The sequence below is a fragment of the Pseudomonas sp. PvP100 genome (assembly GCF_017833055.1).
GTDB classification, from domain to species: domain Bacteria; phylum Pseudomonadota; class Gammaproteobacteria; order Pseudomonadales; family Pseudomonadaceae; genus Aquipseudomonas; species Aquipseudomonas syringae.
Map to the genome: position 1 here is coordinate 4,814,250 of NZ_JAFIBO010000001.1, position 18,716 is coordinate 4,832,965.

Here is an 18,716-nt window from a genome sequence, read left to right on the forward strand (position 1 = left end):
AGTTCACTTTAGCTGGCTCGCCATGCTGCGCGGCCTTCTGGAACAACGCTTTCAACCTTGATCAGCGTTGTTCGCTTTGCGGTGTTACCCGCAGCACTTCCTCAAGTGTAGTCAGGCCCGCCGAGACTTTCTGCGCGCCGGACAGACGCAGGCTGCGCGTCCCTTCCTTGAAGGCCTGACGACGCATGGCGGTCAGGTCCAGGTCCGCCGAGATCAATGCCTTGATGTTGTCGGACATGACCATGATCTCGTAGACACCCGCCCGACCCCGGTAGCCGGTATCGCGACACTCCACGCAGCCGACCGCCTGATGCGCGCCGGGTGGCACCGGTGCCTGCCAGGGGCGCGTCAGGGTTTGCCAGTCGGTCTCGTTGAGGTTGATGGGCGCCTTGCAGTGTGGGCAAAGGGTGCGCACCAGACGCTGGGCCATGACGCCGAGGATGGTCGCCTTGAGCAGGTAGTGCGGCACGCCCAGTTCGAGCATCCGGCTGATGGCGCTGGGCGCATCGTTGGTGTGCAGCGTCGACAGCACCAGGTGACCGGTGAGTGCCGCCTGAATCGCCATTTCGGCCGTCTCCAGGTCGCGAATCTCGCCGATCATGATGATATCCGGGTCCTGTCGCATCAGTGCGCGCACGCCGGCGGCAAAGCTCAGGTCGATGTTGTGTTGAACCTGCATCTGGTTGAAGGCCGGTTCGACCATCTCGATGGGGTCTTCGATGGTGCACAGGTTGACCTCGGAGGTCGCCAGTTTCTTGAGGGTGGTGTACAGCGTGGTGGTCTTGCCCGAACCGGTCGGGCCGGTGACCAGAATGATGCCGTTGGGCTGGCGGGTCATTTCCTGCCAGCGCCGCAGGTCGTCACTGGAAAAGCCCAACTGGTCGAAGTCCTTGAGCAATACCTCGGGGTCGAAGATCCGCATGACCATTTTTTCGCCAAACGCGGTCGGCAGGGTCGACAGGCGCAACTCCACTTCGCGATTCTCCGGCGTGGTGGTCTTGACCCGCCCGTCCTGTGGTTTGCGTTTTTCGGCGACGTTCATCCGGCCCAGGCTTTTCAGGCGGCTGACAATCGCCATGATCACCTGCGCCGGAAACTGGTAAACGTTGTGCAGCACCCCGTCGATGCGAAAGCGCACGGTGCCCTGTTCGCGGCGCGGCTCGATGTGAATATCACTGGCGCGTTGCTGGAAGGCGTACTGGAACAGCCAGTCGACGATATTGACGATGTGCGCGTCGTTGGCGTCAGGCTCCTGATCGCTGGCACCGAGCTTGAGCAACTGTTCGAAGTTGCCCATGTTGCTCATTTTTTGCTCAGAGGCGCTGGCACCGCTGACCGACTTGGCCAGCCTGAAAAACTCCATCGCCATGCGCTGGATGTCTGCCGGGTTGGCGACCACACGTTTGATCTGCAGCTTGAGCACGTGCGCCAGGTCGGCTTCCCATGAGCGCACATAAGGCTGCGCGCTGGCGATGGTCACCGATTCGCGATCGACCGCCACGGCCAGAATCTTGTGGCGCTGGGCAAAGGCGTAGGACATCAGTGGCGTGACCGCCGCGACGTTGATCTTCAGCGGGTCGATACGCATGTAAGGCTGGCCACAGGTTTTGGCCAGCCAGGCGGTCAGGGTTTCCACGTCCAGCTTCTTGCCCGGTCGCTTGAGGTCGTCAAACTGCAGCGAAGCGAGAAACTCGAGGGGATGCAGCTGGATGTTCACCGCACTGCGACGTTGGGTGAGTGCCGTTTCCGCGTCGTCCTGGCCGAGATAGCCTTCGGCAACCAGATCACGCAGCACGTCATTCAGATCAAGCCAGCGATCCTGTGAAGAGGGGGCCAGGGCTGCCATGTGCGCTCCTTGAGGCAATTCGTCATTGGACGATGAACAAGAGTAGACGCCAAGCGTGACAGCGTTATTGGTTCTATGCGACCGGGAATTGCCGGAGCAGGCGAATTGATTCAGCCCGTCGCCAGGGCGACACGGGATTGCGCAGTATTCTGGACGTCGACCTGCTCGACTTCCACTGAGCAGACGTCGATCAGGTTGCGCATTTTTTCGCCAATCACCTGTGCTCGATGCCAGCTCAATCCGCAAACCTGAAGGTCGATGAGCAGCAGGCTCTCTTGTTGCACAGCACTCAATTGGTCGGGAATCAGATACTGCATGGCAAACAGGTTCAACACCTGACAGAGCAAGGCAGGCTCGGCTTCGGCGCAGATAAGGTAGCGTGCGCAGCACTGTGCATTGCTGGACGACCAGCTATCTGGACGTTGCGAAGGGAGGGTGACGGCTTCGAGATTGGGCATGCTGATACTCCACAAGGATGCTGGAAATCTTTGCATGCGTGAAAAGAAATTTCTGGTCCATCATTGGGTGGATTAGTCTTTATAAGACTTGTTAATGCGCTGCAGGCTATTTCGGAAAATTAATTATGCAAATCGAACTGGACAGTTACGATCGCAGGATTCTGGCGCTGCTGCAGGAAGACGCTTCGCTTTCCAGTGCGCAGATTGCCGAGCAGGTCGGTCTGTCGCAATCACCCTGCTGGCGCCGCATTCAGCGGCTCAAGGATGAAGGGGTGATTCGCCGTCAGGTGGCGTTGCTGGACCGCAAGAAAATCGGTCTGAATACGCAGATATTCGCCGAGGTAAAACTCAACGCCCACGGGCGCTCCAACTTCACCGAGTTCACCGACGCGATTCGTGGCTTCCCGGAGGTGCTGGAGTGCTATGTGCTGATGGGGTCGGTGGATTTTCTGCTGCGCATCGTGACGCCGGATATCGAGGCGTACGAGCGGTTCTTCTTCGAAAAACTGTCGCTGGTACCCGGCATCCAGGAAGTGAACTCGACAGTGGCCCTCTCGGAGATCAAATCCACCACCAGCCTGCCGCTGCTGCGCTGACGGGGCTGGTGCCCGGAGTTGCGCCCGCCTCGGTTGTGCCTCGTGCACCGAGGTGACTGGTTTTGCTGCCGGTTCCCGGCAGTTCGCGGACAAGTCCGCTCCTACAAAAAACGGGAGATCATGTACAAGCGCAGCGTCGCCCGGTCTGCTCCCACGCCCTTCGGGCAGAATCAAAAGCGGACTTGCGTATGACGCTGAATGATCTGGCACTGCAGCAGTGCTTCTGCCCGGAGGGCGTAGGAGCGGACAAGTCCGCTCCTACAAAAAACGGGAGATCATGTACAAGCGCAGCGTCGCCCGGTCTGCTCCCACGCCCCTCGGGCAGAATCAAAAGCGGACTTGCGTATGACGCTGAATGATCTGGCCTGCAGCAGTGCTTCTGCCCGGAGGGCGTAGGAGCGGACTTGTCCGCTCCTACAAAAAACGGGAGATCATGTACAAGCGCAGCGTCGCCCGGTCTGCTCCCACGCCCTTCGGGCAGAATCAAAAGCGGACTTGCGTATGACGCTGAATGATCTGGCATGCAGCAGTGCTTCTGCCCGGAGGGCGTAGGAGCGGACTTGTCCGCGATGGGCTGCGAAGCGGCCCTAAAACGTTTCAGGCAGTTCGCGGACAAACGAAGCGTCGCTTGGTCCACTTCTACGGCCTTCTGATCCAGCCTTACAAGCGCAGCAGGGTTTTCCAGGCGCGGCTCTGGAAGACGGTGATTGCCTGTTGTACGCGGGCATCGAGGACTTCGTCGCTGATGTCCAGATGCGCCAGTTCTTCCAGTTTGCGCAGTTCGCCATACAGGCGATCCAGTTCCGGCAGGTCCAGCGCGCCGCGTGCCCAGTGCAGCCAGGACTGGATGCGCTCGATGCGGGGAAGTTGCTCGGCCAGGTCTTCCGGCTGCTGCTGATAACGGCTCAGTTGCAGGGACGTGGCTTCTTCGCCCAGCAGGCGTGGCAGCCAGCTGCTCAACAGCGCGGCGCCCTGACGATTGCCGCGGGTGTTGCGTTCGGCGGTCCAGCTGCGGGAAAGCAACCAGCGTGAGGTATTCAGCGAGAACTCGCCCCAGCGCGTGTCCTGCAATTCTTCCAGGAATTGCTCGTGTGCGGCACCACGGACATCGGCATCTTCCTGCCCGGCCTGAACCAGCGGTCGCCAGTCTTCCAGCAAGGCGTCCAGCGCAGTACGCAGTTGTGCGGTCGAGGTGCGCGGCGCGGCCTGGCCGAGGCTGCTGGTCAGAGCCCGCAGTTCGGCGAGCATCTCGACCCAGTCCTGCAGCAGACGCCAGTGGCCGTTGAAACGGTATTGCTCGGCCAGACGCTGGCTGCTGCCCAGCAGATGCCAGGCCAGCGCGGAATAAGCGTCGTCCAGCGGCGTTTCGGCAGTCAGGGCGGGCGCCTGCAGGCTCAGCGAGTAGCTGCTGGCATCGAGCAGACGGTAGCCGCGCTCGGCCTTGCTGATATCACACGGCATCAGCGGCAGCGTTGCAGCCAGCTCGGCAGCCAGTTCCAGCAGCGCGGCAGGTTCGCCTTCACGCAGCTCGAGCTCCAGCTCGCAGATTTCTTCCTTCTGCTTGCCCGCCACCACCTGGCCCAAGTCCAGTGCGGCTTCGATCACCACTTTGGCCTTGCCACGGCCCCAGGCAATCTCGGCTTTCTCACGCACGAAATCGGTGGTGAACAGCGGCTTGATGGTTTTCTTGTCCAGATCGGCCAGCTGCTCGGGCCAGCAATCGCCTTCGAGCTTTTTCAGGTCCAGCTTGGCCTTGCTCAGGTCCCAGTTGTACTCATTGCGCTCGGACAGACCGGCCACGCTTTGCCCGCGAGTCTTCATGGTCTGGATGATCTGATCGCCGTCGCGGCGGATACGCAGGGCGACTTTGGCCTGCGCCAGCTCACCTTCGGGGGTATCGAAATACTGGTTCGACAGTTCAAGGCGCTCCCAGCCACTCTTGTTGCGCTTCTTGAGCAACGGGTGTTCACGCAGTGCAGCGAGGGTCTCGCGGCTGACGCGGAGTTTGATTTCAGTTTCTTTTTGCATGGCCGGGGGAATCCAAACGCTGATACGGATAAACGGGAGCGCAGCCCATGATTGAACGGCTGCTGAGGCCGTCAGTGTACAGGACATGGCCCGAAACGGTTTATTCCTGGGTTGCTATGGCCCTATGATGGGCTGTGTTCCGTCTCGATTACAGGAAGCGTCCATGCCGTTGCCGTCCATGAAAGACCAGTTCGCCGCGCTGATCGCCGTACCCTCGGTGAGCTGCACTCAGCCTTCCTTGGACCAGAGCAACCGTCCCGTCATCGATCTGCTGGCCGGATGGCTGGGCGATCTGGGATTTGCCTGCGACATCCAGCAAGTGTCGCCCGGCAAGTTCAATCTGCTGGCGACCTACGGAACAGGCCCAGGCGGTCTGGTACTGGCGGGGCACAGCGATACCGTGCCGTTCGATGAGGCACTGTGGAAGACCGACCCCTTGAAGCTGACCGAGGTGGATGGCCGCTGGGTCGGGCTGGGCAGTTGCGACATGAAGGGCTTCTTTGCGCTGGTTATCGAAGCGGTGCGTGGCCTTGTTGATCAGCCGTTCAAGCAGCCGCTGCTGATCCTCGCCACCTGCGACGAGGAAAGCTCGATGGCCGGTGCCCGCGCGCTGGCCGACGCCGGCCGCCCGCTGGGTCGTGCGGCAGTGATTGGCGAGCCGACCGGGCTCAAGCCGATCCGCCTGCACAAGGGCGTGATGATGGAGCGCATCGATATTCTCGGGCGCAGCGGCCATTCCTCCGACCCGAGCCTTGGGCACAGCGCACTCGAAGCCATGCACGACGCCATCAGCGAACTCAAGGGCCTGCGCACGCAGTGGCAGGCGAAGTACCGCAACCCGCAATTCACGGTGCCGCAGCCGACGCTGAACCTGGGCTGTATTCATGGCGGCGACAACCCGAACCGGATTTGTGGCCAGTGCTCGCTGGAATTCGACCTGCGCCCGCTGCCGGGCATGGACCCGGAGATGCTGCGCTCGGCCATTCGGCAGAAGCTGCAGCCGCTGGCCGAGCTGCATCAGGTACGGATCGACTACGCGCCATTGTTCCCCGAATGCGCGCCGTTCGAGCAGGTCGCTGACGCTGAACTCGTGCGTGTCGCTGAACGCCTGACCGGTCATACGGCCGCAGCAGTAGCATTCGGCACCGAAGCGCCTTATCTTCAGCGCCTCGGCTGCGAGACACTGGTGCTTGGCCCGGGCGACATCGCCTGTGCGCATCAGCCGGGGGAATACCTCGAAATGTCACGTCTTGACCCTACAGTGCGTCTGTTACGTCAATTGATCGAACATTACTGCCTGACGCCCCAGTGAGTCAGGCATAACCCGTATTAATCAAAGTATCTTGAGCAAAAGGAGACTGCGCGTGCTGCCAAGCCTGTTCCGACGATAACCACCACACCGTTGTGCGTGCTTCTTTTCTTCGTCCATTTTTTCTACAGGCTCTTGTTGTCATGCCCGAATACGTCAATTGGCTTCGCCACGCGTCTCCGTACATCAATGCTCACCGCGATTGCACCTTCGTCGTCATGCTGCCCGGCGACGGCGTTGCGCACCCCAATTTCGGCAATATCGTCCACGACCTGGTCCTGCTGCACAGCCTGGGCGTGCGTCTGGTGCTGGTTCACGGTTCCCGTCCGCAGATTGAAAGCCGTCTGGCCCAGCGCGGGATTACGCCGCGTTACCACCGTGACCTGCGGATCACCGATACCGAAACGCTGGAGTGCGTGATCGATGCCGTGGGTCAACTGCGCATTTCGATCGAGGCGCGTCTATCGATGGACATGGCCGCCTCGCCCATGCAGGGCTCGCGGTTACGAGTGACCAGCGGCAACGTCGTCACCGCACGGCCTATCGGGGTGCTTGAGGGTGTCGATTATCAGCACACCGGCGAAGTGCGCCGGGTCGACCGCAAGGGTATCAATCGCCTGCTGGACGAGCGCCATATCGTGCTGCTGTCGCCATTGGGTTATTCACCGACGGGCGAGATTTTCAATCTGGCCTGCGAAGACGTCGCTACTCGCGCAGCCATCGATCTGGCCGCCGACAAACTGCTGCTGTTCGGCGCCGAAACCGGCTTGCTGGACGAGCAGGGCCGGCTGGTGCGCGAACTGCGTCCTCAGCAGGTGCCCGCGCACTTGCAGCGCCTGGGTGCCAACTATCAAGCGGAACTGCTGGACGCTGCGGCCGAGGCTTGCCGTGGCGGCGTGGCGCGCAGCCATATCGTCAGTTATGCCGAGAACGGCGCGCTGCTGACCGAACTGTTTACCCGTGACGGCGGCGGCACGCTGGTCGCGCAGGAGCAGTTCGAACAGGTGCGCGAAGCGGCCATCGAGGACGTCGGCGGTTTGATGGACCTGATCACGCCGCTGGAAGAGCAGGGCATCCTGGTACGCCGCTCCCGCGAAGTGCTGGAGCGCGAGATTACCCAGTTCAGCGTGGTCGAGCGCGAAGGGCTGATCATCGCCTGTGCTGCGCTGTATCCGATTGCCGATTCGGAGTCGGGCGAGCTGGCGTGTCTGGCCGTCAATCCGGAATACCGGCATGGTGGCCGTGGCGACGAGTTGCTGGAGCGTATTGAACACCGCGCCCGGGCCTTGGGTATCAAGACCCTGTTCGTCCTCACCACCCGCACCGCACACTGGTTCCGCGAACGCGGTTTCGAACCCAGCAGCGTCGACCGCCTGCCAAGCGCCCGCGCCTCACTGTACAACTACCAGCGTAATTCGAAGATCTTCGAAAAGGCGATATAAGCCTGGGGGCGGACGCAGAGCGTCCAGAACTGCGTGCCCACGCTGGAGCATGGGTACGATAGGTGTTCTTGTAGACGCCTATCGTTCCTCACGCTCCGCGTGGGAATGCCGTTCGTGACGCTCTGCGTCATCTTTGCATCAGTTGCTGATCGACAGAATGCTCGCCTGATACGAACCCACGAACGTGTCGAAATCCACCACTTCTTCCGTTGCTTCCAGCTCGACCTGTTCCTCGATGGAGGTTTTGGCCTGGGCTTCGAAGTCTGCCTGTTCCTGAGCGCTCAGCGGGTGAGTGCGGAAGTATTCGGCGTGGACCTGGCTCTGGCGCAGGGAGAACGCGGTAAAGCCCTCGTTATGCGCTTTCATGCTGGCCAGTACCTGGGCAGACGGTGTGAGCGCGGTATCGTCGATCTTGGCCTGTTGCACGGCAATCGATTTGAGGTGCTCATCGGTGCCCTGCGCCTGATCGAGCAAGCGGGCAATCGGCGTGATCTTCTCCACCAGCTCGGTTGCCCAGGTCTTGAGATCGACAGGGCGGTTGTCACGCATCAGGCTCAGGCCCGGGCGACGTCCTTCCTTGACCACTGACAGGAAGTTCGAGCTTGCGTTGGAGCACTCGTGGCTGGCCAGTTGCCGGCTTTCCTCAAGGGCGCAATACAGCACGAAGGCATCGATAAAGCGCGACTGCTCCAGGCTGATGCCGGTCGGCAGAAACGGGTTGATGTCCAGGCAGCGCACTTCGACGTACTGCACACCACGGGCCACCAGCGCCTGAATAGGGCGTTCGCCGCTATAGGTCACACGCTTGGGACGAATGTTGGAGTAGTACTCGTTCTCGATCTGCAGCACGTTGGTGTTGAGCTGCACCCACTCGCCGTTCTGGTCATGGGTGCCGACCTCGACGTAAGGCTTGTAAGGCGTAGCCACGGCCTTGCGCAAGCTGTCGGTGTAGCTGACCAGATCGTTGTAGCAAGGGGTCAGGTCGGCCTGGGCGTCACTCTGATAACCCAGGTCGCTCATGCGCAGACTGGTGGCATACGGCAGATACAGGGTGTCGGCATCGAAGTGTTGCTCCAGCTGATGCTTGCGGCCGCGCAGGAAACCCGCGTCGAGTGCCGGTGAAGCGCCGAACAGGTACATCAGCAGCCAGCTGTAGCGGCGGAAGTTACGGATCAGCGCAATGTAGGAATGCGACTGGTAGTCGCGCGCATCGCCTGCAAAGTCCTCGGTCTGCTTGAGCAGCCCCCAGGCGTCTTCCGGCAACGAGAAGTTGTAGTGAATGCCGGCAATGCACTGCATGGTCTTGCCATAACGCAGCGCCAGGCCCTTGCGGTACACGTACTTGAGCTTGCCGATGTTCGACGTGCCGTAATAGGCGATCGGTATGTGCTCTTCATCGGGCAACGGGCACGGCATCGACGGGCTCCACAGCAGCTCGTCACCCAGCTTGCTGTAAACGAAGCGGTGGACCCGGTCCAGGTTGTCGATGGTCTCGGCCGGGTTCTTCAAGGCTGGTGTGATGAACTCCAGCAGCGATTCGGAATAATCGGTCGTCACCTGACCGTTGGTCAGGGCGGCACCCAGAGCTTGCGGGTGGGGCGTCCGGGCCAGTTCTGCCGTTGCGGTAACGCGCAGGCACTCACGCTCGATACCGTGCAGGCACTGCTCCAGAAGAGAGAGGTTGTTACGCTCGCCGAGCAATGCAAGACGACGGTTTAAAAGTTCGCTCAAGGTGTAATCCTTCACGCATCGGTCGCCCCGATATGGGGGTGGACTTGACGGTCTACAAGGGTGAAGAAAGGAACTGGCGTAGTCGCCTGGTTGGTCGGTAGCGCCTGTTCACAATCACTGCTCTTTGTCGTACTACCCAAATGGACTCGGCACCACGCTAATGGTGCCGAAATTAACCCAAATGATGTCGGTACGGCTAGGTTCAGTTCGCAGGGATGCTGTTCATCAGCCCTCGATCAAGTCTAGATCACCGCAAATGTGCCCTGGGCTTTGGCGACGAGCTTGTCGCCCTGAACGACTTCGGCCTCGACCACCAGCGTGCGGCGACCCGCGTGCAGCACCTTGGCGATGCACAGGACTTCGCCCTCGGAGACGCCACGCACGTAGTTGATCTTGCACTCGATGGTCACGCTGCGCTGGTCGAAACCGTGAACGCTGGAACAGGCCAGACCCATGGCGATATCGACCAGGCTGAAGATTGCACCGCCGTGCATCACGTTGCCGCGATTGCGCAGGTGCGCCTCCAGCGGCAACGCAACCTCGGCAACGCCCTCGTCCAGACGCCGCAGCTCGCAGCCGAGCATCTTGAAGTAGGCGCTGTGGGTCAGATCTTCAGGAATATCCATCAGCGCTTCTTCAGTTGCTTGGCATTGGCGAACAGCGACGCCATGGCATTGTTGGCGGGCGCTGGGGCAGTGGTTTCCTTGCGCGGCGCGTTGTTCTGGCGAGGCGAAGAACCCGGACGGGCACCGCGTGCACCATCGATTTTCTCGCCGGGCGTGTCGCTCATGCGCATCGACAGACCGACGCGTTTGCGCGGGATATCGACTTCCATGACCTTCACTTTCACCACATCACCGGCCTTGACCGCTTCACGCGGGTCCTTGATGAACTTCTCGGACAACGCCGAGATGTGCACCAGACCGTCCTGATGCACGCCGATATCGACGAACGCACCGAAGTTGGTGACGTTGGTGACAACGCCCTCGAGGATCATCCCCAGTTGCAGGTCCTTGAGGTCTTCGACCCCGTCCTGGAACTCTGCGGTCTTGAACTCCGGACGCGGATCGCGGCCCGGCTTTTCGAGTTCCTGGAGGATGTCTGTCACAGTCGGCAGACCAAAGGTCTCGTCGGTGAATTTTTTCGGGTCCAGACGCTTGAGAAAGCTGGCGTCGCCGATCAGCGAGCGAATATCGCGGTCGGTTTCAGCCGCAATGCGCTGCACCAGCGGGTAGGCTTCCGGGTGAACGGCGGAGGCGTCGAGCGGGTTGTCACCGGTCATGACGCGCAGGAAGCCGGCGGCCTGTTCAAAGGTCTTTTCGCCCAGGCGGCTGACTTTCTTCAGCGCCGCGCGGGTTTTGAACGCGCCGTTTTCATCACGATGCGCAACGATGTTCTGCGCCAGCGTGGTGTTGAGGCCGGAAATGCGTGCCAGCAGCGCCACGGAGGCCGTGTTCACGTCCACGCCCACGGCGTTCACGCAGTCTTCCACCACTGCATCCAGGCCGCGCGCCAGCTTGAGCTGCGAAACGTCGTGCTGGTACTGGCCGACCCCGATGGATTTCGGGTCGATTTTCACCAGTTCGGCGAGCGGGTCCTGCAAGCGACGGGCAATGGACACCGCGCCACGGATCGACACGTCGAGGTCCGGGAATTCCTTGGCGGCCAGTTCCGATGCCGAGTACACCGACGCGCCTGCTTCGGAGACCATGACCTTGGTCATCTTCAGACCTGGGTATTTTTTAATCAGGTCGGCAGCCAGCTTGTCGGTTTCGCGGCTGGCGGTGCCGTTGCCGATGGCAATCAGATCGACCGAATGCTTGGCACACAGTGCGGCCAGTACGGCGATGGTCTGGTCCCACTGGTTTTTCGGTACGTGCGGATAGACGGTGGCGTAGTCGAGCAGTTTGCCGGTGGCGTCTACCACGGCGACCTTGCAGCCGGTGCGCAGGCCAGGATCGAGCCCCAGCGTGGCGCGCTGACCGGCCGGTGCGGCGAGCAACAGGTCGTGCAGGTTGTGGGCGAAGACATTGATCGCTTCGGTTTCCGCGCCGTCACGCAGCTCACCCAGCAGATCGGTTTCAAGGTGGCTGTACAGCTTGACCTTCCAGGTCCAGCGCACCACTTCGGCCAGCCATTTGTCTGCCGGGCGGTTCTGGTTCTGGATGCCGAAACGCTCACCGATCATCAGCTCGCACGGGTGCATGGCGCCCGGCAATTCTTCACCGACTTTCAGTGCCGAGCTCAGGAAGCCTTCGTTACGACCGCGGAAAATCGCCAGCGCACGGTGCGACGGCATGCTCTTGAGCGGTTCGTCGTGTTCGAAGTAGTCGCGGAACTTGGCGCCTTCCTCTTCCTTGCCCGGCACCACGCGTGCGCTGATCACCGCTTCCTGCTTGAGGAAGCTGCGCAGCTTGTCCAGCAGCGAGGCATCTTCGGCAAAGCGCTCCATCAGAATGTACTTGGCGCCTTCCAGCGCAGCCTTTACATCAGCCACGCCTTTATCCGCGTCGACGAAGCGGGCTGCTTCTGCTTCCGGGGCCAGGCTCGGGTCGTTGAACAGGCCGTCGGCCAGCTCGCCCAACCCGGCTTCAAGGGCGATCTGGCCCTTGGTGCGGCGTTTCTGCTTATAAGGCAGGTATAAGTCTTCGAGGCGGGTCTTGGTGTCGGCCAACTTGATATCGCGGGCCAGCTCCGGGGTCAGTTTGCCTTGCTCTTCGATGCTGGCAAGAATGCTGACGCGCCGCTCGTCCAGTTCACGCAGATAACGCAGGCGCTCTTCCAGATGGCGCAGTTGCGTGTCATCAAGACTGCCGGTCACTTCCTTGCGGTAGCGGGAAATGAAGGGCACGGTCGAGCCTTCATCCAGTAGTGCTACGGCCGCTGCGACCTGTTGTGGGCGTACGCCGAGTTCTTCGGCGATGCGGCTGTTGATGCTGTCCATAAAACCACCTGGAGTTGTGAGCAAAAAACTGGGCTATGTACGAATTGCCTTGCCTGGGTATCGTGCGCCAGCATTTATTTTCAGGGCTGGCGAACCGCCATGAGTCCGGCGTTGCCTGACTTCGAGGGCGGCGCATTATACCCAGCGAAGCCGGATTAGGGGATCGGCCGATAAATGGGGTGTTTTTTCGGCGAAAACGCAGGCACAAGTGTCGCCTCCAGTAAAATCTGCTAACAATGCACAAGGTGCGCATCACCGCAGCTACGCCATAATGCGCCCCGAGATCAGAGGAGCATCCGATGAGCAGCACCGCACAAAATGCCGAAGGCGAAAAAATCCTTATTGTCGATGACGATCCGGGGCTGAGCAGCCTCCTGGAACGTTTTTTCACCAGCAAGGGCTATCGTGCCCGCGCCGTGGCAAATGTGGAGCAAATGGACCGGTTACTGGCCCGTGAGGTGTTCAACCTTGTGGTGCTGGACCTGATGCTGCCCGGCGAAGACGGCCTTTCAGCCTGTCGTCGTCTGCGTGCCGCAAACAATCAGGTGCCGATTATCATGCTGACCGCCAAGGGCGATGAGCTGAGCCGCATCAAGGGGCTCGAACTGGGGGCTGACGATTATCTGGCCAAGCCGTTCAACCCGGACGAGCTGATGGCGCGGGTCAAGGCGGTGTTGCGTCGTCAGGCGGCACCGGTGCCCGGCGCCCCTGGCAGCGAAGACGAGTCGGTCAGTTTCGGTGACTACGTGCTGTCTCTGGCAACCCGCGAGCTCAAGCGCGGTGAAGAAGTGCACATGCTCACCACCGGTGAATTCGCGGTACTGAAAGCGCTGGTCATGCACGCTCGCGAGCCGCTGACCCGCGACAAACTGATGAACCTGGCGCGTGGCCGGGAGTGGGATGCGCTGGAGCGATCCATCGACGTGCAGATTTCCCGTCTGCGTCGTCTGATCGAGCCTGATCCTTCCAAGCCCCGTTATATCCAGACGGTCTGGGGCGTAGGTTATGTATTCGTTCCGGACGGCGCCGGAAGTCGCTGATAACCCGGTTGTCGGCCCAGAAATCCGTCATTGCTGCCAGTCACGTCGATAATCTTTACAGGTTTATCGACGTACTGGTTTTTTGCGTTCGTCCATCGGGTCCGGCCCGCGTTCGGCAAACCTGCGAGCCCCGCTCGCCCTGCAAAGTGTATGGCTGCAGTTATGAAGACTCCGCTCTGGTTCCCGCAAAGCTTTTTCTCCCGCACGCTCTGGCTGGTGCTCATCGTCGTGCTGTTTTCCAAGGCCCTGACGCTGGTTTATCTGCTGATGAACGAAGACGTGCTGGTCGACAGGCAATACAGCCACGGCGTTGCTCTGACCCTGCGCGCGTACTGGGCAGCCGGTGAAAACGATCGCGAGGCGATTGCCGAGGCGGCGGGTCTGATTCGGGTGGTGGGCGGTGGCGTGCCGGAAGGCGAGCAGCACTGGCCTTACAGTGAGATCTATCAGCGGCAGATGCAGGCTGAGCTGGGCGCCGATACGGAAGTGCGTCTGCGGGTACACGCGCCACCCGCGCTGTGGGTGCGAGCGCCGAGCCTGGGTGACGGCTGGCTGAAAGTGCCGCTTTATCCGCACCCGTTGCGCGGTCAGAAAATCTGGAACGTACTGGGCTGGTTCCTGGCCATCGGGTTGCTTTCCACTGCATCTGCCTGGATTTTCGTGCGTCAACTGAGTCAGCCGCTCAAGCGTCTGGTGTTTGCGGCGCGCCAGTTGGGGCAGGGGCGCAGCGTGCGGCTGCCGGTCAGCGACACGCCGAGCGAGATGACCGAAGTCTACCGGGCCTTCAATCAGATGGCTGAAGACGTCGAGCAGGCCGGGCAGGAGCGCGAGCTGATGCTGGCCGGGGTTTCCCACGACTTGCGCACCCCACTGACCCGCCTGCGGCTGTCTCTCGAATTGATGAACGACAATGAGTTCTCCGAAGGCATGGTGCGTGATATCGAGGACATGGACGCCATTCTCGATCAGTTCCTGGCGTTCATCCGCGATGGGCGCGACGAAGAGATCGAAGAGGTCGATCTGGGGCACCTGGTGCGCGATGTGGTTGCACCCTTCAATGACGATGAAGACAGCATTCGTCTGTGCCTGGAGCCCATTCCGCCGTTCCCGCTGCGCCGCGTCTCGATGAAGCGCCTGCTGACCAATCTGATTGGCAACGCCAAGCACCACGCCGGTAACGGTATCGAAGTCGCCGCCTATGTGTCCGGTGACCGAAACGCGCCTTACGTGGTGTTGAGCGTGCTGGACAGGGGCGCGGGCATCGATCCGTCCGAGCTGGACACCATCTTCAACCCGTTCATTCGTGGTGATCGCGCCCGCAGTGGCAAGGGCACCGGCCTAGGCCTGGCCATCGTCAAGCGTATCGCTGCCATGCACGGCGGCAACGTCGAGTTGAGGAATCGTTCGGGAGGCGGTCTTGAAGCACGCGTAAGGCTGCCGCTGGGGCTGATGCTGCCGAGGGATGCAATTTAACAAGAGGGCGAAGCGAGAAGGGAAATATAAAGCGCCGTGCAGGGTCACAGGAAGCGTTCGAAACGTCGACGCATTCTCGTGGTCTTGCACGGCGGCTTGCCTGACCCGGCCCTTGGCGGAGGTACTCCCTGTACCCCTAGGTCACGCCGATCCACTTGATCAACGCGTCCCGGCCCCTTGGTCATGCGCGTACCTTCCTCAGGCCGCACAAAGCCGAAAAGTGTCAACTCCTGAGCCGACACCTTTCTTCTGGATCAATACCAGTTAGGGTCCTTGCGCAGCTCTTCATTCAAGAGCTTTTGCATACCCTCGTCAGGCTTACCCAGGTAACGGTAAGTCGCGTGACGTGTTGGCGATTTGTCTGCAGGAAGACCGGCAGGCACTTCAACCAACATGGCATAAGCATCTTTCTTGTCGAGGCTGAAAGCCACGATCAGGCGCTTGCTTTTGCACGTATCGGCCGTCTCGCAAAGCGGTCCAACCAGATAATTGTCATCGTCCTCACGGGCCGCTGTCATCTGCTGCTCGGAAGCACCGGACAGGTTGATCACCCAATCCGGCAAACGCTCTTCCTTCTTGACGACCTTCGCCCAAGTGGTGCGGTACTCGGGGGCGGAGCTTAGAAGCTCATTGACCCGAGACTGCCCATCATTGGCTGCCATGACCATGGCACTGCCACCCATCAACAGGGCGGCGGCCAGTGTGCGAAATGACGTGTGCATTATCAGCCTCGACCGCGACGACCGAAGAAGAACGACACAACGAACATCACCAGGAAGACGACGAACAGGATCTTGGCGATACCAGTAGCCGTGCCCGCGATACCACCGAAGCCCAGTACTGCAGCGACGATAGCGATGATCAGAAACGTGATTGCCCAACTCAACATAGTGATACTCCTTTTGATGCCGTTTTAATAAGGGTGCTGCTTTTAAGGTCGGGTCAGAAAACCCATTTTTGCTGTGGAGCGACTTCATCTACAGAAACCAGGCCGTCGACATTACGCAGGCTTGAGGACATGTCCTTGACCGCTGGTGCACTAACACCGCGGTAGGAGATGCTGCTGGTCTGGATGAATTGCTGTTTCGGTTGAGCTGCCTCGTTGGCTTGATTCCAACGCTGGAACTGCTGAATGGCGATCAGAGTGACGAGCAAGGCAAGGAGCAGAAAAAGGCCTTGCTGAAGGTGCAGGGGAGAGATACGCAATTGTGCAATACGCTGGCTGTTCATCTGCAAAATCCCCTTGCCTGAGTGGGCATTCAATCTGATGGGTCGTTGTGGATCGACCTTTGTTGAATGGGTTATTGCAGACTGCATGCCAGTTTTTTGATCGATATAAATTTCTTTAAAATCAATGGGTTAATAAGTTTGGTGAGGGCAGGTTACCAGCAAGCTGCACGATTACCCCTTTGTAATCGTGCGTTCTGCACGAAGCGCTCAGCGCGATGGCGCTGAACCCTCAGCCTGCGCTGCGTGCCATGACCTTCAGCGCGTCGCCGTTGACGCCTTTGACACCACGAATGTTTTTCGCGATTTCCACCGCCAGTTCTTTCTCGGCGAAGTTGGCGACCACGCCATTCAGGCTGACGACACCGGCCTTGGTATCCACTTTGATGTTCAGCCCATCCAGCGTGCGGCTGTAGATCAGGCTTGCCTTGACCTTGCTGGTGATCCAGGCGTCACTCATTTCCTCGGTCGGGGTCAGCGACTGTGGCTGGGTCTTGGCCGCAATCGAGTCGGCTGCGCTGAGGCTGATCAGGTTGTTGACGCTGACCACTCCATCGGTATTGCTGGCCAGGCTACCCGCCAGCTCTTTGGCTTCGGGACTCTGTGCACGGCCCTTGAGGGTGATGACGCCGTCCTTGCTGTCGACCTCGATATTCAGCGCTTCGGTCACGCTGCTCCACAGCAGCTTGGATTTCACCGTTGCGACCAGCGTTGCATCCTCGAACCGCTGAGCCATGTTGGTCCGGGTGCCAGGCTCGGTGGCGACAGCAGGATCCACCTCCAGCTGGTTGTCGACCTTTTCGATGCCTTTGGTATCCAGTGCGATGCGCTCGGCCAGCTCGCGGTCCACTTCGTTTTCAACCTTGCCCTTGAGCGTCGCAGTGCCTTGCTCGACACCCACATCGATCTTGAACGGGCTCAGATGCTTGTTCAGCGCGAAAGCTGTCCAGATCGAGCCTTCCTGACGCGCCTCGGTGAGCTGAGTGGGCAGATCAGGCTGGGCAAGTACCGGGCCGCTGCCCAGTAGCGCAGCGGCGGCGGTGATCAGAGCAATCTTTTTCAGTGAAAACATAGGAGCGTTCCTTTTGCGGTGAGATTTCGTCTCCGAATAGACGGTTTTGACGGCATAAACGCGGATTAGTCAGGCTGTTCGCCATTAGCTGATCAGAAAGCTACCATGCATGCCGAAGAATCAATCAGAATTGACCATGCAACTTGCCCGATGATTCCGAGACTAACTGAGACAATTCATTAAGGAGCGTAGGAAAAATGGAAGCAGCCACTGAGAATCAGGGCCGTATTCTGCTTGTGGACGATGAGTCCGCCATCCTCCGCACTTTCCGGTACTGTCTGGAAGACGAAGGCTACAGTGTTGCCACTGCCAACAGCGCAGCCCAAGCCGACACGCTCATGCAGCGTCAAGTATTCGATCTGTGCTTTCTCGATTTGCGTCTGGGCGAAGACAATGGCCTGGACGTGCTGGCGCAGATGCGGATTCAGGCGCCGTGGATGCGTGTGGTGATCGTGACTGCTCATTCGGCGGTCGATACGGCTGTCGATGCCATTCAGGCTGGCGCAGCCGACTACCTGGTCAAGCCGTGCAGTCCTGACCAGTTGCGTCTTGCGACGGCCAAGCAGCTTGAAGTTCGACAACTGTCTGCACGTCTCGAAGCACTGGAAGGTGAGGTTCGCAAGCCCAAGGATGGTCTGGATTCCCACAGCCCTTCGATGATGGCCATTCTGGAAACGGCCCGTCAGGTTGCGGTAACCGATGCCAACATCCTGATTCTGGGCGAGTCGGGTACCGGTAAGGGCGAACTGGCCAGGGCGATTCATGGCTGGAGCAAACGCGCCAAGAAGTCCTGCGTCACGATCAACTGCCCATCGCTGACTGCAGAACTGATGGAAAGCGAACTGTTCGGCCACAGCCGCGGCGCCTTTACCGGTGCCAGCGAAAGCACGCTGGGTCGCGTCAATCAGGCCGATGGCGGCACCCTGTTTCTCGACGAAATCGGTGACTTTCCGCTGACGCTGCAGCCCAAGTTGCTGCGCTTCATTCAGGACAAGGAATACGAGCGCGTCGGTGACCCGGTGACCCGACGTGCCGACGTGCGCATCCTGGCCGCCACCAACCTCAACCTTGAGGACATGGTGCGCAGCGGACGTTTCCGTGAGGATCTGCTGTACCGCCTGAACGTGATTACCCTGAATCTGCCAGCCCTGCGTGAGCGCAGCGAAGACATTCTGACCCTGGCGGACCGCTTTCTGGCGCGTTTCGTCAAGGAGTACGCCCGTCCGGCTCGTGGCTTCAGCGAGGAGGCCCGAGCGGCACTGCTCAATTACCGCTGGCCGGGCAACATTCGTGAGCTGCGCAACGTGATCGAGCGAGCCAGCATTATCTGTCCACAGGAGCGCGTGGAGGTCAGTCATTTGGGCATGGCTGAGCAACCGACCAACAACGCACCGCGGGTGGGAGCGGCCTTGAGTCTGGACGAGCTTGAAAAGGCGCACATCGGGGCCGTACTGGCAACCAGTGAGACCCTTGATCAGGCCGCCAAGACCCTGGGTATCGATGCTTCGACGCTTTACCGCAAACGAAAACAGTACAACCTATGAAATACC

General features: G+C 60.1%; 16 protein-coding genes. 6 read left to right on the forward strand and 10 right to left on the reverse strand.

Annotated elements, in window-relative coordinates; all coding sequences use genetic code 11:
* Positions 1 to 61 precede the first annotated feature (61 nt).
* Both JOE39_RS20835 and JOE39_RS20840 read right to left on the reverse strand, forming a co-directional pair.
* Complete coding sequence (locus tag JOE39_RS20835) at positions 62 to 1,846, reverse strand: GspE/PulE family protein (RefSeq protein WP_003347463.1); 1,785 nt, start codon at positions 1,844 to 1,846, stop codon at positions 62 to 64.
* Positions 1,847 to 1,956: 110 nt separating this feature from the next.
* Positions 1,957 to 2,304 carry a hypothetical protein gene (locus JOE39_RS20840; protein ID WP_003392544.1) on the reverse strand — a complete coding sequence of 116 codons (348 nt, stop codon included), beginning with the start codon at positions 2,302 to 2,304 and terminating at the stop codon, positions 1,957 to 1,959.
* A 125-nt stretch (positions 2,305 to 2,429) separates the two neighbouring features.
* On the opposite strand from JOE39_RS20840, the gene JOE39_RS20845 reads away from it, so the two are divergent.
* Complete coding sequence (locus tag JOE39_RS20845) at positions 2,430 to 2,900, forward strand: Lrp/AsnC family transcriptional regulator (protein ID WP_003305413.1); 471 nt, start codon at positions 2,430 to 2,432, stop codon at positions 2,898 to 2,900.
* 660 nt (positions 2,901 to 3,560) lie between these two features.
* On the opposite strand, the gene JOE39_RS20850 is transcribed toward JOE39_RS20845, so the two are convergent.
* Positions 3,561 to 4,928: a CYTH domain-containing protein gene (locus JOE39_RS20850; RefSeq protein WP_003392540.1), complete on the reverse strand. Its 1,368-nt coding sequence runs from the start codon at positions 4,926 to 4,928 to the stop codon at positions 3,561 to 3,563.
* A gap of 163 nt (positions 4,929 to 5,091) precedes the next feature.
* On the opposite strand from JOE39_RS20850, the gene argE reads away from it, so the two are divergent.
* Together argE and argA are read left to right on the forward strand one after the other, a co-directional pair.
* Complete coding sequence (gene argE / locus JOE39_RS20855) at positions 5,092 to 6,240, forward strand: acetylornithine deacetylase (protein ID WP_003392538.1); 1,149 nt, start codon at positions 5,092 to 5,094, stop codon at positions 6,238 to 6,240.
* A gap of 140 nt (positions 6,241 to 6,380) precedes the next feature.
* Positions 6,381 to 7,679: an amino-acid N-acetyltransferase gene (argA, locus tag JOE39_RS20860; RefSeq protein ID WP_003437488.1), complete on the forward strand. Its 1,299-nt coding sequence runs from the start codon at positions 6,381 to 6,383 to the stop codon at positions 7,677 to 7,679.
* A gap of 138 nt (positions 7,680 to 7,817) precedes the next feature.
* Here argA and gshA read toward each other — a convergent pair whose 3' ends face one another.
* From gshA to JOE39_RS20875, 3 genes are all read right to left on the reverse strand, one after another.
* Entirely contained in the window at positions 7,818 to 9,410 is a 1,593-nt protein-coding gene (gshA, locus tag JOE39_RS20865; RefSeq protein WP_192874903.1) for a glutamate--cysteine ligase, read from the reverse strand.
* Positions 9,411 to 9,652: 242 nt separating this feature from the next.
* A complete protein-coding gene (locus JOE39_RS20870) occupies positions 9,653 to 10,036 on the reverse strand; it encodes a PaaI family thioesterase (RefSeq protein WP_003314033.1) in 384 nt (127 codons plus the stop codon).
* Positions 10,036 to 12,354, reverse strand: a complete 2,319-nt coding sequence (locus JOE39_RS20875) for a Tex family protein (protein ID WP_003425961.1) — start codon at positions 12,352 to 12,354, stop codon at positions 10,036 to 10,038. Before JOE39_RS20875 ends, JOE39_RS20870 begins: the two co-directional genes overlap by 1 nt.
* Positions 12,355 to 12,653: 299 nt before the next feature.
* Between JOE39_RS20875 and ompR the strand changes: the two genes are divergently transcribed.
* Positions 12,654 to 13,394 (forward strand): two-component system response regulator OmpR, encoded by a 741-nt coding sequence (ompR, locus tag JOE39_RS20880; RefSeq protein WP_003318889.1) that lies wholly within the window; start codon positions 12,654 to 12,656, stop codon positions 13,392 to 13,394.
* Between the two features lie 162 nt (positions 13,395 to 13,556).
* Positions 13,557 to 14,867 carry an ATP-binding protein gene (locus tag JOE39_RS20885; RefSeq protein WP_003392530.1) on the forward strand — a complete coding sequence of 437 codons (1,311 nt, stop codon included), beginning with the start codon at positions 13,557 to 13,559 and terminating at the stop codon, positions 14,865 to 14,867.
* Between the two features lie 254 nt (positions 14,868 to 15,121).
* On the opposite strand, the gene JOE39_RS20890 is transcribed toward JOE39_RS20885, so the two are convergent.
* The 4 genes from JOE39_RS20890 to JOE39_RS20905 form a co-directional block, all read right to left on the reverse strand.
* Complete coding sequence (locus tag JOE39_RS20890; RefSeq protein ID WP_003392528.1) at positions 15,122 to 15,589, reverse strand: inhibitor of vertebrate lysozyme family protein; 468 nt, start codon at positions 15,587 to 15,589, stop codon at positions 15,122 to 15,124.
* A 2-nt stretch (positions 15,590 to 15,591) separates the two neighbouring features.
* On the reverse strand, positions 15,592 to 15,756 hold the full coding sequence (locus JOE39_RS20895) for a DUF1328 domain-containing protein (protein ID WP_002555679.1): 165 nt from the start codon (positions 15,754 to 15,756) through the stop codon (positions 15,592 to 15,594).
* 53 nt (positions 15,757 to 15,809) lie between these two features.
* Positions 15,810 to 16,097 (reverse strand): hypothetical protein, encoded by a 288-nt coding sequence (locus JOE39_RS20900; RefSeq protein ID WP_057445784.1) that lies wholly within the window; start codon positions 16,095 to 16,097, stop codon positions 15,810 to 15,812.
* Positions 16,098 to 16,326: 229 nt separating this feature from the next.
* Positions 16,327 to 17,166, reverse strand: coding sequence for a BON domain-containing protein (locus JOE39_RS20905; RefSeq protein ID WP_003347445.1), 840 nt, complete (start codon positions 17,164 to 17,166; stop codon positions 16,327 to 16,329).
* 197 nt (positions 17,167 to 17,363) lie between these two features.
* Between JOE39_RS20905 and algB the strand changes: the two genes are divergently transcribed.
* Entirely contained in the window at positions 17,364 to 18,710 is a 1,347-nt protein-coding gene (algB, locus tag JOE39_RS20910) for a sigma-54-dependent response regulator transcription factor AlgB (protein WP_003318895.1), read from the forward strand.
* The last annotated feature ends 6 nt before the right edge of the window (positions 18,711 to 18,716 follow it).